We start from the raw sequence: 17,428 nt of genomic DNA on the forward strand, positions 1-17,428 counted from the left end.
AAACAGGGAGAAGAACAATGGCAAAGGGCTACTGGATCGGGCGCGTGGATGTGAGCAGCGACGAGGGCTACAAGCCCTATGCCGTCGCCAACGGTCCGATCTTCAAGAAATGGGGTGGCCGCTTCGTCGTTCGCGCCGGCAAGTTCACCACCGTCGAAGGCCAAAGCCGCACCCGCAACGTCGTGATTGAATTTCCCGACTACGAGACTGCGATCGCCTGCTACAACTCGCCGGAATATCAGGCCAACATCAAGGTGCGCCAGCCGCACTCCATCGCCGACCTCATCATCATCGAGGGCTATGACGGCCCGCAGCCCTGAAGACGGATTGTCGCGAGAGCCGATCCTGGATTGACGCGAGCGTTATCGCGCTCTCGCGGACAGCACGCGCGTGCGATCATCGCACGCGATCGGGAGAGCGTCGCAGACATCTCCGCTCGCACTCACGCCGCATCACCTTGCATCAGCTTGACGGACTCATTCGCTTGAACGCGTGAGTGACGTTCGCGCCCGAGACGAAGACTGTGGCCGTCATTGGGTCCACCTGCTTGCCGTATTCTTTTGTCCCCAAATGGGGATTGCTGCACCGCTCGCCTTTCATCCAAGGTTGCTTGATCGGAGCCCACATCAATCGGTGATGGGCATCAAGCCAAACCCGGAATCTGCGATGTCCTTGACGGGCCGCAATGCGACCCGCGTCGCGCATTTCCATGCAAAGGGAGCGGAGATCATGGCACTGATCATCGGAACAGCAGGCGACGATGTGTTGCCTGGCACGAATGTAGACGATCAGATCTTTGGCCTTCAAGGCAACGACACCATTACTGGCCTGGACGGCAATGATGACGTAAGCGGCGGCGCGGGCAATGATTCCATCGATGGCGGTGCCGGCAACGACACCCTTGATGGAAATGCCGGTATCGATACGATCACCGGTGGCGATGGCGATGACACGATCAACGGCGGCGCGGGCGACGACACGCTGAACGGAAATGCCGGCGCCGACATCATCCATGGCGACCAAGGCAACGACACCATCGATGGCGGAACCGGCGCTGATCAGCTCTTTGGTGACGCCGGCGACGACAGCATCCACGGCGGCGACGGCAATGATGACATTCATGGCGGCGCGGGTGCCGACACCCTGTGGGGCGACGCCGGCGACGATACGTTGAGCGGCGACGCCGGCGATGACGTCTTGAATGGCGGCGACGGTAACGACCTACTCAACGGTGGATTCGGAGACGACATTCTGAATGGCGATGCCGGCAACGACACGCTGAACGGCGGACTTGGCAATGACCTGCTGAACGGCGGTACCGGTGACGACATCCTGAACGGCGGTTTGGGCGCCGATACGCTCAACGGTGGCGATGGCAACGACACCATGCACGGCGACGCGGGCGACGACATCATGGACGGCGGCGCCGGTAACGATACGATGTTCGGCGATGCCGGAGACGACGAGATGGCCGGCGGCGCGGGCAACGATGCCATGAGCGGCGGCGCCGGTGATGACGAAATGAGCGGCGGAACCGGCAACGACACGCTCGACGGCGACGCCGGAGATGACACGCTCGATGGCGGCGACGGCACCGATGTCCTGAACGGCGAGGCTGGGGCTGACATCCTGTCGGGCGGCGCCGGCAATGACACCCTGAGCGGCGGTAACGGCGATGACGAGTTGGACGGCGGCAATGGCGCCGACACCCTCAACGGTGGACTCGGCGATGATGTGCTGACGGGCGGCGCTGGCACCGATACGCACAATTTCGGCGACAACACGGCCACGAACTTCGGCAACGATGAAGTCACCGATCTCAGCTTTGCCGATGGCGATGCCGTTGTTGTCGACGCTCCGCCAGGCTTTGACCCGGCTACAGTGGTAGTGGACGACGACGGCACCAACACCGTGCTGGATTTCGGCTTCGGCGCCATCCAGCTCGATGGCATCACGGGCGGCGCGACACCGTTCGAGTCGATCGACGACATCAACACTGCCGCCGGTTATACGGCCGTTGACGTTGTCTAGTGCGTACCGGCGGGGCGGCTGTCACGCCGCCCCGCCCTCATTTCAGTCAGTGATAGTGCCGGCAAGTTATGAATGCGCGTAACCGTGGTGTGATCCCAGCATCTGGTCAGAGATTGCTGGTGGCCTTGATTCCGGGGCGATTCGCATTGGTGTGGATCGTCTGTTTTAGCGTGTCCGTAAACCTGCTGCTGCTGGTCGTACCTTTCTATTCCATCGAGGTGTTCGACCGCGTGCTCAGCAGCGGAAGCGTCGAGACGCTTGTCGGCCTCACCGTCATCGCCGTGGGTGCTCTCGCCTTCAGCGCCGCGTTCGACACGTTTCGTAACCGCCTGTTGAGCCGGTTCGCGGTCGGGTTCGAGCACTGCCTCGCTCCGATCATCCTCGAAGGCAGCATCACCGGCGCGGCGCCGGGCGACGGCCGGCAGCACGATTTGGTCAAGCTTCGCGAGTTGAGAAGTTTCCTGTCGAGCGGAACGGTCACATCGCTGATCGATGCTCCATTCCTCCCGGTGTTCATCCTCATCCTGTTCTTCCTACACCCCTGGTATGGCGTCATAGCCCTGATCGGGGTGGGGATCCTGCTGGCGATGGGTGTTGCAAGCCACTGGATCGCGCGCGGGGAAATTGCGCAGGCTTCGCAGGCCGCGTTGAAGACGCAGGCGTTGCTCGACGGAATCGTCCGGCACTCCAGCGTGGTGCGGGCGATGGGCTGGACCCGGGGCGCCATCCGCGCGTTCATGAGCCTCAATGACGAAGCCCTGTCTCCGGTGGTGCGGGCCAGCGAACGCATCTACACGATTAGTGCGGCCGCACGAATGGTCAGGACCATCCTGCAGATTGCAGCGATCGGCGCCGGTGCCTGGCTCGTGCTCCAGAACGAGGTGCTGTCCGGCAGTCTGATCGCGAGCTCGATCCTGATAGCGCGCACGTTGCAGCCCATGGAGGGGTTGGTGTCGGCCTGGCGCGCGCTGGCATCTGCGCAGGACGCGTGGACGCAGGTCTGCAACGCCGCGATGCCGGTTCTTGCGCGTCCGCGGAAGACGTTGCTTCCACCGCCATCCGGCATCCTCCAGGTCGAGCGGGTGACATTCCGGATTGGCGGGACGCAGCGTCCCATTCTCGCGGGCATATCCTTTCGATGCCGGCCGTCCGAGCTTGTCGTCGTGATCGGACCGACCGGTGCCGGAAAATCCACATTGCTGCGCTTGATGGCAGGCCTCGAGCGGCCGACCAGCGGAACGATCCGGTTGGACCACGCTGCACTCCATACCTGGGATCCCGACCAGCTTGGGCAATTCGTCGGCTATCTCCCCCAGGACGTGCAGCTCCTGGATGGAACGGTGGCCGAAGCCATTGCCGGGTTCGACGAATACGCACGGGACGAGGCCATCGTCGCCGCGGCCATGCTCGCGCAGGCGCATGAGATGATCCTGTCCCTCCCGGCCGGCTACCAGACCGAGATCGGCCGCGACGGCTGCAGGCTTTCCGGTGGCCAGCGTCAGCGCATTGGTCTTGCGCGCGCCTTCTTCGGCGATCGCAAATTGATCCTGCTGGATGAGCCCAATGCCAATCTCGACCCGGACGGTGAAGAAGCGTTGTGCTCCGCCATTCAATCGGCCAAAGCGCGCGGCGCAGCGTCGGTGATCGTCACCCACAGGCCGCGGCTGTTGACCATCGCCGATGCCGTGCTGCTGTTGAGGGACGGCAACCAGGTCGCCTTCGGACCGCCATATGACGTTCTTCGCGCCCAGCGGCCGGCACCGGTACCGGCAGGGCTCCCTCGCAATGTCGAGCCTCAGAGGCTGCCAGGCAGGAGGGTCATTCCATGACGCAGACCGGTCATGCCTCCGCGATGTCAGCGCCTGTTGCCGGCCGGTCGAAGACGCTGCCGACGGAGCAACCGCGATCCGACATGCGACGGATCATCGCATGGGGGTGTGTACTGCTCGTCCTGCAATTTTGCGGCTTCGGCTTGTGGGCAACCACGGTTCCGCTCCGCGGCGCCGTCGTGGCACCAGGATTCATCAAGGTCCATTCGAAGCGCAAGGCGGTGCAACATCTGGAAGGCGGAATCATCAAATCGATCTATGTCCGGGAGAACGATCACGTCGAAGCCGGTCAACTCATTGCACGGCTCGACACCGCGCAGATCGAAGGGACCCTTGGTTCCCTCGAAACGAAGTTCTTTGCTGACCTGGCGATGGAGGCCCGGCTGGCGGCGGAGCAAGACGGTGCGAAGTCAATCCGGTTTCCGGACGAATTGCGGGAAAGTGCGACGCGTGTCTCCGCACGTATCGCCATTCAAACCCAGGAGGCCGAATTTGCCGCACGACTGGCCGCGATTGAGAACGAGCGCAAGGTGATCGATCAGCAGATGCTGCAAAACGCGGACACCATCCGCGGCCTGCAGAGCAACACCCAAGGACTTGAACAGCAACTCAAGCTGTTGCGGGAAGAGATCGCCGACACGAGTTATCTCCTCGCAAAGGGCCTCGCCCGGAAACCACGTTTGCTGGCCTTGCAACGGGCCGAAGCCGAGGCCACCGGACAGGTCGATCGCAATGCCGCGTCAATCTCGGAGATGCAGGGCAAGATCGCGGAGTTGCAGGACAGACGCCGGCAGCTGGGGTTCAACCAAAATCAGGATATCGCCAAACAGCGGCATGCGACGAGCGAAGAGATCGGCGACCTCAGACATCGAATTGCCGCGTTGCGTGCCCAGCTTGTCCGGTCTGAATTGCGTGCCCCGGAAAGTGGAAGGATCGTCGGCCTCAACAGCAGGGACCTCAATGCTGTGCTTGGACCTCGGGAAACCCTTTTGGAAATCGTTCCGACGCAAGATCGGCTTGTCATCGAGGCGACATTGAAGCCTGCCGATCGGGAAGAGGTCTATGTCGGACAGATGGCGCGTGTGCGGGTTCACGCGCTGAACATTCGCCGCCGGCCGATGCTCGAGGGAAGGGTGGTCGGTGTTGCGGCAGACGCACTGACCGACACCCATTCCGGCGACAGCTCCTATTTGGCCGAGGTTGAACTCGACCCCAACGCGCCGACGGCCTCCTACATCTCCACATTGATGCCTGGAATGCCTGTCGAGATATTTGTCGAGACGGGGGAACGAACCTTTGCGGAATATCTTTTGCAGCCGATGACGTTGCGGATCAACCGTGCGTTCAGGGAGAACTAAGCGCTGGTAAGGGGTGGGCCGGCCTATGAGGGAGGCGACCGTGCATGAGTGCAGTAAGGCACTACCTTCCGCACAGGATGATTCTCGTTCCGATTGCGTCGAGCGCGCCTCGAAGCAAGGCAATGACGGATGCGGTCCGCCAGGGTCTGGTCCGGAGCCGCGCCCGCAACAGGCCGCAATGGAATATTTCGCGAAGGCCATGGCGGAATTGCTCGGCTGCCGGAGCTGCTACGTAGCTGTGCTATCCGCCTCCGGGCTGGAAGAAGCCAGAATCGGAGACGCTCCTGCCGATCCGTCATGCGCGACGATGGTTGAGCGATTTGCGCGCAAGGGCACCGCCGAGGACGTCGCCTCGCTCGAGCCGATCAATTCCCGGACCTCCTTCGTCCGCAAGTTGATCGGCGCGGAACCCCCGGTAAAGAGTCATTCGGTCATTGGCAGGTTTGCTTCCGACGAGCGAACCACGGTCGTATTCGTGGCCGGATGGCGACCGGCCGCGCTTGCGGCATCGGAGATTCCCGGTTTGGCGCATACCGTGCGCCCGTTATGGAAGGCCGCTCATTCACTTGTCCGGCAAGCGCCGGGGCAGGTGGATGCGCAACTCTGGCTCGAAGAGTTGACCTTTCCCGCCATCGTCGTGGACCAGGGCCTGCACATTTACGCAGTCAATCGTGGTGGACGCGTGCTGCTTGCCAAGCGCGAGCTGCTCAGGATGGAAGGAGGCAGGCTCGCCGGCTCATGCGCTTCCGTGACCGAGAGCTTGCGGGGGGCAATCGGGAAGGTGCTCATCGAGAGCGGGACACATGGATGGTTCAACACCACGGTACCGCTCTCGATGGATCGTCAGCAATTCGCCTTCGCCAAGATCGGCGCTGTTCCAACCCATGACAAGCTGGGACAGGCCCTCATCGTCGTGCCGCAATTCGACGACGTGCAGGGCGCGCACTGCATCGCATCTGCCTTCGGGTTGAACTGGGCCGAGGAAAGAATCGTCGCCCGAATTCTTCAATTCCAGTGCCCTCGCGATATTGGAGCCGAGCTTGGGCTGACCGAGGCAACGGTGCGGACCTACACCAAGAGGATCATGCTCAAACTGGGGATCAACCGGCAGTCGGAATTCTTTCTCCTGTATCATCTCACCCAGTCGCCTTTTGGCGCTGGCAGGCGCGAGAACTGGGTGAGCCGGCCCGCCTCCGACGGTCGATTGGACGAAGAGGGTCCGATGAGATTGCGGACGGCCGGCAAGCATTCGCCTGACTGAGTACGGGGTTCTCCGCGATGTCGAGGCGCATGGGCTGCGCAGGTTTCCTCTACCGGGCGTTCGCTGCCTTGGCATTGGCCGGGGCCGGCGTCCCTGCCCATGCCCAGAGCATTCAATTGGCGCTGCCGGTTGCCTGCGAGCCTGGCCGTACCTGCCACATCCAGAATTACACGGATCTCGATCCGTCGCGGTCGGCGCGAGACTACAAATGCGGCACGCTGACCTATGACGACCACAACGGCACCGATTTTCGTCTGCCCTCACTGGCAGTGCAAAAGGCCGGCGTGGACGTGCGCGCGGCGGCAGGCGGCCGCATTCTTCGTACACGCAATGACGCTGCGGACGGCGCTTTCACAAAATCGGGACGCGAAGCGGTGCGCGAGGCCGAATGTGGCAATGGCGTCGTCATCGAACATCCGGAGCAGTGGGAAACCCAGTACTGCCACCTCGCCGCCGGCAGTGTGTTGGTCAAGCCTGGAGACAAGGTCGACCTCGGACAGCCGATTGGCCGTGTCGGTCTCTCCGGCCTCACGGAGTATCCTCATCTGCATTTCACCGTGAGGCACAACGGCGCGGTCGTCGATCCCTTTGCGTACGGCGTTCGCCCCGAGTCTTGCGAGGGCGGTCAATCGCTCTGGCTTGCTGCCCTCCGCCCGAAACTCGAGTACCAGGAACGAGCCATCCTCAATGCGGGCTTTACGACGGGGCCGGTCACGATGGAACTCATCGAGGACGGCAGTGCCGAGAGCCAAAAGCCGTCCGCCGGTTCGATGGCGATCGTCGCGTTCGTACGGGCTATCGGGCTGAAGGCGGGCGATGCGCAATGGCTGGTCATCAAGGATCCCCTTGAGAACATCATCGCGGAAAATCGCTCTCCACCACTTCAGGCCAACAAGGCGCAATTCATGCTCTTTGCGGGGAAGAAGCGGCCTCCCGGGGGGTGGGAACGCGGCTCCTATAAGGCCACTTATGTTGTCGAGCGCGATGGCCAGATCGTGCTCAGGAAAGACCTGGAGCTCATGCTCTAGCGTTGCACCTGTGCTCGGGGAGACCCGCGCCACGGGCCTTTTGAAGGCCTGATCGGTTGCCGGAACGGCCCGCTCCCGCTATAGGGCGTGGAGAGGGTGAACCATGTCCGATATGCGTTTGATTGTTGCTGGAGCAGGCGGCCGGATGGGCCGGGCGCTGGCACGAGCGATTGCCGACACCGAAGGCGCGGTGCTGGCGGGAGCCCTGGAGGCGCCCGGCTCGGAGCTGCTCGGCAAGGATGCCGGCGTGCTTGCGGGCCTGCCGGCCAACGGCATCAAACTCTCGGCCGACCTCTGGGCGATGTCGAAGGACGCCGACGGCATCCTGGATTTCACCGTGCCGGCCGCGACCATCGCCAATGTCGCAATCGCGGCCGAGCGCGGCATCGTGCACGTCATCGGCACCACCGGACTGTCGGCCTCCGACAACGCCGTGATCAAGAGCGTCACCAACCGCGCGGTCGTGGTGCAGTCGGGCAATATGAGCCTGGGCGTCAATCTGCTCGCAGCGGTGGTCAAGCGCGTCGCCAAGGCACTCGACGAGAGCTTCGACATCGAAGTCGTGGAAACCCACCACCGCATGAAGATCGATGCGCCCTCGGGCACTGCGCTGATGCTGGGCCAGGCCGCTGCCGCCGGCCGCGGCATCTCGCTCGATGAGCATTCGGACCGCGGCCGCGACGGCATCACCGGCGCGCGCAAGCCGGGCGACATCGGCTTTGCCTCCTTGCGCGGCGGCACCGTCGCCGGCGAGCACAGCGTGACCTTCCTCGGTCCGTTCGAACGCCTGACGCTGTCGCATCTCGCCGAAGACCGCATGCTGTTCGCACACGGCGCGCTCAAGGCGGCGCTATGGGCGCATGGCAAGAAGCCGGGGCACTACTCCATGGCCGACGTGCTCGGTCTCGCGGACATCTGAGCGAGCTGGAGCATGAGCCGGACCCGAAGGGCCGCGTCAGCGCAAGATGTGAAGCGGCTTTCCGCCAAGATCATTCCTCAACAATAACCTGAATGGAAAGCAGTCAATGAGCGAACGTCTCCTCGTGCTCGTGCGCCACGGTCAGAGCGAGTGGAATCTGAAGAACCTGTTCACGGGCTGGAAGGATCCTGATCTCACCGAGCTCGGCGTGAAGGAAGCCACGGAAGCTGGCCGCAAGTTGAAGGCGCAGGGCCTCGTGTTCGACGTGGCCTACACCTCGGTCTTGACGCGCGCGCAGCACACGCTTGATCTCATTCTCGGCGAGCTCGACCAGAAGGGCCTGCCGACCTCCAAGGACCTCGCGCTGAACGAGCGCGACTATGGCGATCTCTCCGGCCTCAACAAGGACGACGCCCGCAAGAAATGGGGCGAGGACCAGGTGCTGATCTGGCGCCGCTCCTACGACGTGCCGCCGCCCGGCGGCGAAAGCCTGAAGGATACGCTGGCGCGCGCGCTGCCCTATTACGTGCAGGAGATCCTGCCCGGCGTGCTCAACGGCAAGCGCACGCTGGTCGCCGCCCACGGCAACTCGCTGCGCGCGCTGATCATGGTGCTGGAAAAGCTCTCGCCCGAAGGCATCTTGAAGCGCGAGCTCGCGACCGGTGTGCCGATCATCTACCGGCTCAACGCGGATTCGACGGTGGCCTCGAAGCTGGATCTGGCGGGCTAGTCTTCGCCGCAGACGGCAGAGCCGGAGGGTGGGCAAAGCGCAGCGTGCCCACCATGCATCGACGATCGCGGAAGAATGGTGGGCACGGCGCAGTGCGCCTTTGCCCACCCTGCGGCAGCCCGCTCACTGCATCCCCAGCTGCCCGGCCTCCCAGCCCAGCATCGCCTGCTTGCGGGTGATGCCCCAGTGATAGCCGGTGAGCGTGCCGCTCTTGCCGAGCGCGCGGTGGCAGGGCACGACGAACGAGACCGGGTTCTTGCCGACAGCAGCGCCGACGGCGCGTGAGGCCTTCGGGCTGTTGATGTTGCAGGCGATGTCGGAATAGGACACCGCGCGACCCATCGGGATCTTCAGCAGCGTCTCCCACACCCGCACCTCGAAATCGGTGCCGATCATGACGACGCGCAACGGCTGGTCCGGCCGCCACAGCTTGGTGTCGAAGATGCGCTGCGCGAGCGGTGCGGTGCCTTCGTGATCCTCGACGTAAGTTGCGTTGCGCCATCGCCGCGTCATGTCGGCGAGCGCCACCTTCTCCTCACCGGGATCGGCGAACGCAAGGCCTGACAGGCCGCGGTCGGTGGCGATCACGATCGCCGTGCCGAAGGGCGAGGGATGGAAGCCATAGCGCAGCGTCAGACCCGCGCCGCCGTTCTTCCATTCGCCGGGCGACATCGCTTCATGGGTGACGAACAGATCGTGCAGCCGGCCCGGTCCTGAAAGACCCGAGTCGAGCGCGGCATCGAGAATGCTCGCGGAGTCCCGCAACAGTGCCTTGGCGTGATCGAGCGTCAGCGCCTGCATGAACGCCTTCGGCGTGATCGAGGCCCAGCGACGGAACAGATGGTGCAGCTCATCCGGCGTGACACCCGCCGCATCCGCCATCGCTTCGATGGCCGGCTGGGTGCGCCAGTTCTCCGAGATGAACGCGATCGCCCGACGCACGGAGTCGTAATCGCGCAACGCGGCGTTCTGGGAGCCCGGCTTGGCCAGGCGCTGGTCATTTATGGCGAGTGTCATCATGCGTGGAAATGTAGGCGTGGCGCCGGGCCGAAACCACCCGATTTCCGATCCGGACTCAGGAGATCGGGTTGTAGGTCGGGCCGCGCTTGGCGGCGTTCAAAGCCTCAGCCAAGCCTTTATAAAAACTTGCCTTTTCGTCCGGACCGAGGAAGCGGGCGATCTGGATCTGGTGGCCGCGCGAGATCAGATAGAGATGCTCGATGCCAAAATCCTCGTCGACCTCCATGTCGAGGCGGACCCAGAGCGGATTGAATGTCCATTCGGCGACCTGGCCGCGATGACTGACGCGCCGCACCCGCAGCTCCGACGTCGTGACCGAGATCTCCTCGCGCGCCCGCGCCGTGCGGAAATTGGCCTTGAAGGCCCACCAGACGACGAGCACGTCGAGGCCGAAAAAGCCGAGCACCGGCCAGGCGCCCTTCATCAGGAAGGCGAGCCCGGTGGCGAAGCTCACCGCGCTCAGGAACAGCATCACGGCGAGGAAGCCGGTGCGGTTCAGTGAGCGGTGCGGTGTCAGCAGTGCGGAGAAGATCTGCACTTCGCTCTCGCGCTCAATTTCGTTGCCTGTGCTCATCGTCCCTCAGTATATCCCGATCATGGCGAAAATCACCCGCAAGCCGGCGCCGCGCAAAGCGTCCGTGCCGAAGAAAGAGGCAAAGGCGATAGTTGCGAAGCCGAAGGCTCCCGCCAGGAAATCGCTCAAGGCCACAAGACCCAAGTCCACCAAACCTTGGACGCCGGCCGAGATCCACGAGGTCTTCAGCCGTTTCCGCAAGGCCAATCCGGAGCCGAAAGGCGAGCTCGAGCACGTCAATCCGTTCACGCTGCTGGTCGCGGTGGTGCTGTCGGCGCAGGCCACCGATGCCGGGGTCAACAAGGCGACGCGCGCATTGTTCGAGATCGCCGACACGCCGCAGAAGATGCTCGACCTCGGCGAGGAACGCTTGCGCGAGTACATCAAGACCATCGGCCTCTATCGCACCAAGGCCAGGAACGTGATTGCGCTGTCGGCAAAGGTGCTCAGCGAATTCGGCGGCGAGGTGCCGCGCACGCGCGCCGAGATCGAGTCGCTGCCCGGTGCTGGCCGCAAGACCGCCAACGTGGTGCTCAACATGGCCTTCGGCGAGCACACCATGGCGGTGGACACGCATGTGTTCCGCGTCGGCAACCGCACGGGGCTCGCTCCCGGCAAGACGCCGCTCGAAGTCGAGCTTGGTCTCGAAAAGGTGATCCCGGCCGAGTTCATGCTGCACGCCCATCATTGGCTGATTCTGCACGGCCGCTATACTTGCCTCGCGCGCAAGCCGCGCTGCGAGGTTTGCCTGATCAACGATCTCTGCCGATGGCCGGAGAAGACGGTGTGAGGTGGAGGCCTCCGTCATTCCGGGTCTGGTCCTTCGGACCATCCCGGAATGACAATGGTGAGATTCGTGTTTGAACAAGTGGTTTGGGGTCATCCGTGAGTCAACAAGAACAGATCGCACCGCCACCTGCTGCCGCTCCTCCCGCTCCAATCGCGCCGCCCAAGCCAACGCAGCCGCCAGCCAGCTCGTTGTGGAGCCGGCTCGCGATCCCGTTGTTCGCCGTCATCGTCGCGCTCGCTTTCGTCGCACTGGCGACGCTGCGCTTCGACGAATGGGTCGGCAACGCCGTGGTCCAGACCACCAACGACGCCTATGTGCGCGCCGATCTGACGCGGCTTGCAAGCCGCGTCTCCGGCGAAGTGCTGACCGTCGGGGTGACCGACTTCCAGCGCGTCAAGGCCGGCGATCTCCTGATCCAGATCGATCCCGCCGACTACCAGGCCCAGGTCGCGCAGTCCGAGGCCGCTGTCGCCGCCGCGCAAGCCGTGCTCGACAATCTGAGCAACCAGATCGAGCTACAATATGCGACCATCGCGCAGGCGCAGGCCGCGCAGCTGTCCGCGGAAGCATTGGAAGTCGAGGCCCGGCAGGAGCAGGATCGCCAGAAATCGCTGACGCAGACGGAAGCCGGCACGCGGCAGCGGCTGGAACAGGCCGTCGCGGGCTATGCGAAGGCGCAGGCCGACGTGCGTGCCAGTCGCGCCGTCATCGCCGCGCAGCAGCATCAACTCGAAGTTCTGCAGGGCACCAAGAAGCAGCGCGCCGCCGATGTCGCGGCGGCCAAGGCGACGCTGGCGAGCGCGAAGCTGAAGCTCGGCTATACCAGGATCACCGCGCCGTTCGACGGCGTCGTCGGCGAGCGCCAGGTGCAGCCCGGCGACTACGTCAACATCGGCACCAACCTCATCAACGTGGTGCCGCTGCCGAAGGTCTATGTGATCGCGAACTACAAGGAGACTCAGCTCACTCATGTCGCGCCGGGACAGCCGGTCGAGATCACCGTCGATGGCTTCCCGCGCGAGAAGCTGCGCGGCAAGGTCGAGCGCATAGCGCCCGCGACCGGCGCCCAAGTGGCCCTGCTGCCGCCGGACAATGCGACCGGCAATTTCACCAAGGTCGTGCAGCGCATTCCCGTGCGCATCCAGTTCGACGACAATCAGCCGCTGCTGGCGCGGCTGGTGCCGGGCATGTCGGTCGTTACCAGCATCGACACGAAGGCCGCGAATGGCGGAAAATGACGATGCCGGCCACGGACCTCTCTCGCGCGGCGGCATCGCGCCGCAGCCCTTGTTTGCCGTGGCGGCGGTGCTGCTCGGCTCGTTCCTCGCCAATTTCGACAGCCGGCTGACCACGGTCGGCCTCCCGGACCTGCGCGGTGCGTTCTCGCTCTCGTTCGATGAGGGCGCCTGGCTTTCGACCGCTGGCATCGGCTCGCAGATCCTGATTGCGCCGGCGGTGGCGTGGCTAGCGACCGTGTTCGGCCTGCGCCGCGTGCTCGGCATTCCGAGCCTCGTCTACGCCGCGGTGTCGCTGATCATTCCCTTCGTGCACGATTATCCGACGCTGCTCGCGCTCAGCGTCGTGCATGGCCTGCTGCTCGGCACCTTCGTGCCTGCGACGCTCATGATCGTGTTACGAAACCTGCCGATCCGATGGTGGGTGCCGGCGATCTCGCTCTATTCGATCAGGGTCGGCTTTGCGCTGGATACGTCGAGCTCCCTGGTCGGCTTCTATGTCGACCATCTCGGCTGGCAATGGCTGTACTGGCAGAGCGTCGTGATCGCGCCCTTGATGGGCCTGATGGTTTATCTGGGCACGCCGAGCGAGCCGGTGAACCGTGCGCTGCTGCGCGAGGCCGATTGGGGCGGCATGCTGCTGCTCGGCGCCGCGGTCTCGATGATCTATGCCGGCCTCGATCAGGGCAATCGCCTGGACTGGCTCGGCTCCGGCACGGTGATGGCGCTGCTCGTCAGCGGTGTGGTGCTGTTCGCAGGCTTCCTCGTCAACGAGTCGCTGGTGCGGCAGCCCTGGGCGCATGTCAACGTGCTGTTCTCGCGCAATGTCGGGTTGGGGCTGGTCCTGATCCTGCTCTACACGCTGACCAGCCTCTCGAACTCGTCGCTGGTGCCGAACTTCCTCGGCAATGTCGTTCTGCTCCGGCCGGAGCAGAGTGGGATGTTGCTGCTCACCTATGGCGCGCTGCCGATGTTCGTGCTGGTGCCGATCTCGATCTGGCTGCTGCGGCATTTCGATACGCGGTTCGTCGTAGTGCTGGGCTTTGCCTGCTTTGCTGCGGCCAATCTCTGGGGCACGCAGCTCAGCCATGTCTGGGCGCGCGAGGACTTCACCGGCATCGTGCTGCTCCAGGCGGTCGGGCAGTCGCTGCTCCTGCTGCCGATCATCATCACGCTGCTGTCGAACGCCGATCCGAGCCGCGCCACCTCTTTTGCCGCCTACATCCAGATCATGCGGCTCGGCGGTGCGGAGATCGGCATCGCGCTGATGGGAACGTGGCTGCGCGTGCGCGAGCAGGTCCATTCCTTCTATCTCGGCCAGAACCTTGTGGTCGGCGATGCCGATGTGGTGGGTAGGCTCAAGCAGCTCGCCGATTACTTCGCAGCCCATGGCACCGGTCTGGCGCAGGCGCGCGCGGTCGGCACGCTCGCGGATCTGGTGCAGCGCGAGGCCAATGTGCTCGCCTATATCGACGGCTTCTGGCTGTGCTTCTGGCTCGCGATCGCCGCGCTCGGGGTCGTCGCGCTAATCACCCGGGCGCGCCCGGGCCCGTTCACGCCAGCGCCGTTCGGCTTCGCCAAGCTGCTGCTGCGCAAATGCGGGGCGCAGGTGAACTGACAGGTGAGCCGAGAGAGGTCTCACCGCATCTGCCGCGCCGGCTCGATCAGCTCGGGTCGCGGTCCCGACAGGCGCTTGTGCATGTGGACCATGAACGCCATGCCGAAGATCGGCGTCGCCAGATTGACGATCGGGATCGAGACGAAGGCCGCAATGAAAAGGCCGGCGGTGAAGATGGTCGCAGCATTGTCGCGCCGCATCGCCTTGGCTTCCTCCGGCGAGCGGAAGCGCATCGCGGCGAGCTCGAAATATTCGCGCCCGAGCAGCCAGGCGGCGGCGACGAAGAAGATCAGGAATCCGGCACCGGCGAACAGGACCAGTGGCAAGGCCACCAGATAGACTACGATCGTCAGCAGCGCGGTCTTGACGCCCTCGTAGATCGCCTGGCTGAACGGCAGCGCAGCGCCCGGCCGCTCGGCGGGATAGTGCTCGCGCTCGACGATGTCGGCGACGTCGTCGACGAACAGGCTCGCCACCAGCGAGGTGATCGCAGGCATCAGGAACACGCCGCCGAACACGACGCCGAGGCCCGCCGCGATCGAGACGATCCAGGCGAGGACCTCGAGCGAGGAATGCCAGCTCGGCCCGAGCAGGCCTTCCAGCCAGACCTCGCCATAGGTCGCAAACCAGCTCAGCAGCCGCTGCAAGCCGACCGCCAGCACGATGATCAGCACCAGTGCGAGCCCAATCGAACGCCACAGGATCGAGCGCATCGGCGGCGAGATCAATTGCGACAGCGCCTTGACGGCGGCATCCAGCATCGAAGTACCTCTCAGAAAAACCACCCGCGAGAGGTAGACATGCCCGGAAGGTTCGACAAGAGGCCGAGCCTTCCGGGACAGATTGCCGCGCCTGGAGCTTCGGTTCTGAGTGAATCAGAACCGAAGCTCGGGGCTCTTGTCTTGAGGCGTCTTCTTGGCGCGAGCAGCCACTTTGCTTGAAGACGCTCTAGCTCACCCTGATGACGAGGGCGTAGTTCTGCGGCGCGACCGCGATGGAATGGGCGATGACCGATATCACGGCTTCGCCGGGCGGCAGGTTTTCGAAGATGACCTGCTCGACATTGTTCCGGCGGTCGAAGTCCTTCGAGCCGGGCGGCATGTTGCCATGGCGTTCCTGCTTGTTGGCCACCACGACGAGATCGAGGTCGCTTTGCAGGCCTTCGCCGGGCGGATCGGTCCAGACCAGCGTGACCTTCAGGCGGCTGCTTCCCGCCGGTATCGTGACCGTGCGGTCTTCGCGGTCGCCGGCGTCCAGCTTCTTCTTCTCGTCGAAGAACTGCAGCTCTTCGTTCGCGGCATGGGGGCCGACCACGGCCTGAACGTCGACCCGGCCGAAGCCCTGGCTGTTGTTCGCGACGGACCCGGCCTCCGACGGATGGTATTGTCCGGCAAGACTGCGCGCTCCGTTGATGATGAGCGCCTTGAGCAGTGCGGCGCTCGGCGACTTCAGTCCCTGGCTTTTCCTCAGGAACGCCCGGATCACCGCGACGGACCCGGCCACCAGCGGTGTCGCCATGCTGGTACCGCCCTCGAACATGTAGAGCGGGTCTTGCGAGAGCTTCCATCCCTTCGATTTCGTGGCGCGGGATCGGGTTGACAGAATGAACGATCCTGGCGCCACGACGTCGGGCTTGATGCGTTCGTCGTTGGTGGGTCCGCGGCTGCTGAACGCCACCATCCCTTCGGGATTGTTTGCCACACGATCGGAGCTGATCGGCGTGGCCGGAAAATCGTCTGGCCATGCCCTGCCGTAGGTCATGGCCTCGTTGGGACGATTGTTCTCGCAGGCGCCGATGGTGAGGCAGTTCTTGGCCGTCCCCGGCGGCGTCACGGAGTTGGGGTCGACCTGGCCATTGCCATCCTTGTCGCTGCCCTCATTTCCGGCGGCGAAGCAGATCAGCATGTCGCGGTGCGCGTAGACGAACGTGTCGAGCTCGTTGGCTTGCGAGTCATACACGCCGAAATTTCCGACGCTGCCCCAGGAGTTGGAATGGATTCGCGCCTTGTCCGTCTTGTAGGGCGGGCCGAACAGCGCGTCGAGGCTGTCGGGCAGGCCGCCGAGATTGCCGCCGCTGTCGAGCACGGATTGCAGAACCAGCTTGGCGCCGGGAGCCGTGCCGCGGATCGGCCCGTCACTTTTCGATACACCGTCGCCGAGGGCAGAGCCCGCGACATGGGTGCCGTGACCATCAGGATCGTCTTTGCGCCCGGGCCGCCCGAGCCCGTAGAGCTTCTTGACGCGCCCCTTGAAGGCCGGGTGCGTGTTCGTGGTCGATCCCTTGTCGAAACCGGTATCGGCGATCGCGATGATCTCGCCGGCGCCTTCGCCGCCATTGCTCGGCGTCGCCGCGGGAACGCGAAGAATGCCCCGCGCGATGTTGTTGAGCAGCTTGCGGGGAAAGACCTTCTCGACGCTGCGCACCTCGTCGAGCGCCGCGACGTCGGCAAGACGGCGCATCTTCAGCGTCACGCGCACCTTGGTGGTGCCCGGGACGACGTCGTCGAGCTGCACATGCGCCGCTTCCGCGATCTTCTTCGCGGCGGCCTTCACGCCGACATTGCGGTGGAGCATGACGTCGACGGTCACGCTGGTGCGGTCGAGCGCCGCCGGCCTTGCCGCAAGCGCGCGCGCCGCGGCGACGCCTCCCGGTTGGGTGTCCAGGTTGCGCAGTGCCGGCGCGATCTTCACGATGCCCGGGTAGAGGTCTGCCCATGTCACGAACGGCAGTTTCCGCACCTTGTCGAGCCCGGCCGCCGGAAAGTGACAGATGACTGCGCTGCCCGGGACGGCTTCCAGGATCTCGGCGCCGGCCTTGGCGAGTTGTTCTCTGCGCTCGGCGTTGAGCGGCTGGTTGGTCTGCACGATGATGTAGTCGGATTCCTTCGCATTCGCATGATCCAGCGACAGCGCCGCGCGTTCCGCGTGCGGAGCCGAAGGATCGATCGTGATGCCGTTGATCGTGATCTGCGCCATGGCCGTTCCCCTCTCCCTGATTGATCGTCCGTCCTTTGTCGTCTGCGCCGGCCGGATCG

15 protein-coding genes are annotated in these 17,428 nt (G+C 64.1%); 11 read left to right on the top strand and 4 right to left on the bottom strand.

Annotation, left to right across the window (positions count from 1 at the left end; genetic code table 11):
- Positions 1-17 precede the first annotated feature (17 nt).
- The 8 genes from BJ6T_RS03165 to BJ6T_RS03200 all read left to right on the top strand — a co-directional run bounded on the left by BJ6T_RS03165 (position 18) and on the right by BJ6T_RS03200 (position 9,156).
- Positions 18-320 carry a DUF1330 domain-containing protein gene (locus tag BJ6T_RS03165; RefSeq protein ID WP_014490840.1) on the top strand — a complete coding sequence of 101 codons (303 nt, stop codon included), beginning with the start codon at positions 18-20 and terminating at the stop codon, positions 318-320.
- Between the two features lie 409 nt (positions 321-729).
- Entirely contained in the window at positions 730-2,031 is a 1,302-nt protein-coding gene (locus tag BJ6T_RS03170; RefSeq protein ID WP_225894915.1) for a calcium-binding protein, read from the top strand.
- Between the two features lie 119 nt (positions 2,032-2,150).
- Entirely contained in the window at positions 2,151-3,860 is a 1,710-nt protein-coding gene (locus BJ6T_RS03175) for a type I secretion system permease/ATPase (protein WP_232208401.1), read from the top strand.
- On the top strand, positions 3,857-5,218 hold the full coding sequence (locus BJ6T_RS03180) for an HlyD family type I secretion periplasmic adaptor subunit (RefSeq protein WP_014490843.1): 1,362 nt from the start codon (positions 3,857-3,859) through the stop codon (positions 5,216-5,218). Before BJ6T_RS03175 ends, BJ6T_RS03180 begins: the two co-directional genes overlap by 4 nt.
- A 178-nt stretch (positions 5,219-5,396) precedes the next feature.
- The gene (locus BJ6T_RS03185; RefSeq protein ID WP_014490844.1) at positions 5,397-6,479 is read left to right on the top strand and encodes a helix-turn-helix transcriptional regulator; all 1,083 of its coding nucleotides are present in this window, start codon (positions 5,397-5,399) and stop codon (positions 6,477-6,479) included.
- A 17-nt stretch (positions 6,480-6,496) separates the two neighbouring features.
- Complete coding sequence (locus tag BJ6T_RS03190) at positions 6,497-7,507, top strand: M23 family metallopeptidase (protein ID WP_225894914.1); 1,011 nt, start codon at positions 6,497-6,499, stop codon at positions 7,505-7,507.
- 103 nt (positions 7,508-7,610) lie between these two features.
- Positions 7,611-8,426 carry a 4-hydroxy-tetrahydrodipicolinate reductase gene (gene dapB / locus BJ6T_RS03195; protein ID WP_028169705.1) on the top strand — a complete coding sequence of 272 codons (816 nt, stop codon included), beginning with the start codon at positions 7,611-7,613 and terminating at the stop codon, positions 8,424-8,426.
- 106 nt (positions 8,427-8,532) lie between these two features.
- A complete protein-coding gene (locus BJ6T_RS03200) occupies positions 8,533-9,156 on the top strand; it encodes a 2,3-bisphosphoglycerate-dependent phosphoglycerate mutase (RefSeq protein ID WP_014490847.1) in 624 nt (207 codons plus the stop codon).
- A 123-nt stretch (positions 9,157-9,279) separates the two neighbouring features.
- Here BJ6T_RS03200 and BJ6T_RS03205 read toward each other — a convergent pair whose 3' ends face one another.
- Together BJ6T_RS03205 and BJ6T_RS03210 are read right to left on the bottom strand one after the other, a co-directional pair.
- The gene (locus BJ6T_RS03205) at positions 9,280-10,176 is read right to left on the bottom strand and encodes a methylated-DNA--[protein]-cysteine S-methyltransferase (protein WP_014490848.1); all 897 of its coding nucleotides are present in this window, start codon (positions 10,174-10,176) and stop codon (positions 9,280-9,282) included.
- Between the two features lie 55 nt (positions 10,177-10,231).
- Positions 10,232-10,750 carry a DUF2244 domain-containing protein gene (locus BJ6T_RS03210; protein ID WP_014490849.1) on the bottom strand — a complete coding sequence of 173 codons (519 nt, stop codon included), beginning with the start codon at positions 10,748-10,750 and terminating at the stop codon, positions 10,232-10,234.
- A 22-nt stretch (positions 10,751-10,772) separates the two neighbouring features.
- Here BJ6T_RS03210 and nth point away from each other — a divergent pair, with 22 nt between their 5' ends.
- From nth to BJ6T_RS03225, 3 genes are all read left to right on the top strand, one after another.
- Positions 10,773-11,540 carry an endonuclease III gene (gene nth, locus BJ6T_RS03215; RefSeq protein ID WP_014490850.1) on the top strand — a complete coding sequence of 256 codons (768 nt, stop codon included), beginning with the start codon at positions 10,773-10,775 and terminating at the stop codon, positions 11,538-11,540.
- A gap of 95 nt (positions 11,541-11,635) precedes the next feature.
- The gene (locus tag BJ6T_RS03220; protein ID WP_028169706.1) at positions 11,636-12,778 is read left to right on the top strand and encodes an HlyD family secretion protein; all 1,143 of its coding nucleotides are present in this window, start codon (positions 11,636-11,638) and stop codon (positions 12,776-12,778) included.
- Positions 12,765-14,393, top strand: coding sequence for an MFS transporter (locus tag BJ6T_RS03225; RefSeq protein WP_014490852.1), 1,629 nt, complete (start codon positions 12,765-12,767; stop codon positions 14,391-14,393). Before BJ6T_RS03220 ends, BJ6T_RS03225 begins: the two co-directional genes overlap by 14 nt.
- Before the next feature lie 20 nt (positions 14,394-14,413).
- On the opposite strand, the gene BJ6T_RS03230 is transcribed toward BJ6T_RS03225, so the two are convergent.
- On the bottom strand, positions 14,414-15,154 hold the full coding sequence (locus BJ6T_RS03230) for a sulfate transporter family protein (protein WP_014490853.1): 741 nt from the start codon (positions 15,152-15,154) through the stop codon (positions 14,414-14,416).
- Positions 15,155-15,341: 187 nt separating this feature from the next.
- Entirely contained in the window at positions 15,342-17,369 is a 2,028-nt protein-coding gene (locus BJ6T_RS03235) for a S8 family serine peptidase (protein ID WP_014490854.1), read from the bottom strand.
- Positions 17,370-17,428: the final 59 nt, after the last annotated feature.

Source organism: Bradyrhizobium japonicum USDA 6 (assembly GCF_000284375.1).
Classification (GTDB): Bacteria; Pseudomonadota; Alphaproteobacteria; order Rhizobiales; family Xanthobacteraceae; genus Bradyrhizobium; species Bradyrhizobium japonicum.

Excerpts from the sequence above, each read along its gene's own strand:
- BJ6T_RS03205 (WP_014490848.1), bottom strand. The coding sequence starts at position 10,176 with ATGATGACACTCGCCATAAATGACCAGCGCCTGGCCAAGCCGGGCTCC.
- BJ6T_RS03225 (WP_014490852.1), top strand. The coding sequence starts at position 12,765 with ATGGCGGAAAATGACGATGCCGGCCACGGACCTCTCTCGCGCGGCGGC.
- BJ6T_RS03180 (WP_014490843.1), top strand. The coding sequence starts at position 3,857 with ATGACGCAGACCGGTCATGCCTCCGCGATGTCAGCGCCTGTTGCCGGC.
- BJ6T_RS03200 (WP_014490847.1), top strand. The coding sequence starts at position 8,533 with ATGAGCGAACGTCTCCTCGTGCTCGTGCGCCACGGTCAGAGCGAGTGG.
- dapB (WP_028169705.1), top strand. The coding sequence starts at position 7,611 with ATGTCCGATATGCGTTTGATTGTTGCTGGAGCAGGCGGCCGGATGGGC.
- BJ6T_RS03230 (WP_014490853.1), bottom strand. The coding sequence starts at position 15,154 with ATGCTGGATGCCGCCGTCAAGGCGCTGTCGCAATTGATCTCGCCGCCG.
- BJ6T_RS03170 (WP_225894915.1), top strand. The coding sequence starts at position 730 with ATGGCACTGATCATCGGAACAGCAGGCGACGATGTGTTGCCTGGCACG.
- BJ6T_RS03235 (WP_014490854.1), bottom strand. The coding sequence starts at position 17,369 with ATGGCGCAGATCACGATCAACGGCATCACGATCGATCCTTCGGCTCCG.
- nth (WP_014490850.1), top strand. The coding sequence starts at position 10,773 with ATGGCGAAAATCACCCGCAAGCCGGCGCCGCGCAAAGCGTCCGTGCCG.
- BJ6T_RS03190 (WP_225894914.1), top strand. The coding sequence starts at position 6,497 with ATGTCGAGGCGCATGGGCTGCGCAGGTTTCCTCTACCGGGCGTTCGCT.
- BJ6T_RS03165 (WP_014490840.1), top strand. The coding sequence starts at position 18 with ATGGCAAAGGGCTACTGGATCGGGCGCGTGGATGTGAGCAGCGACGAG.
- BJ6T_RS03210 (WP_014490849.1), bottom strand. The coding sequence starts at position 10,750 with ATGAGCACAGGCAACGAAATTGAGCGCGAGAGCGAAGTGCAGATCTTC.
- BJ6T_RS03185 (WP_014490844.1), top strand. The coding sequence starts at position 5,397 with ATGGAATATTTCGCGAAGGCCATGGCGGAATTGCTCGGCTGCCGGAGC.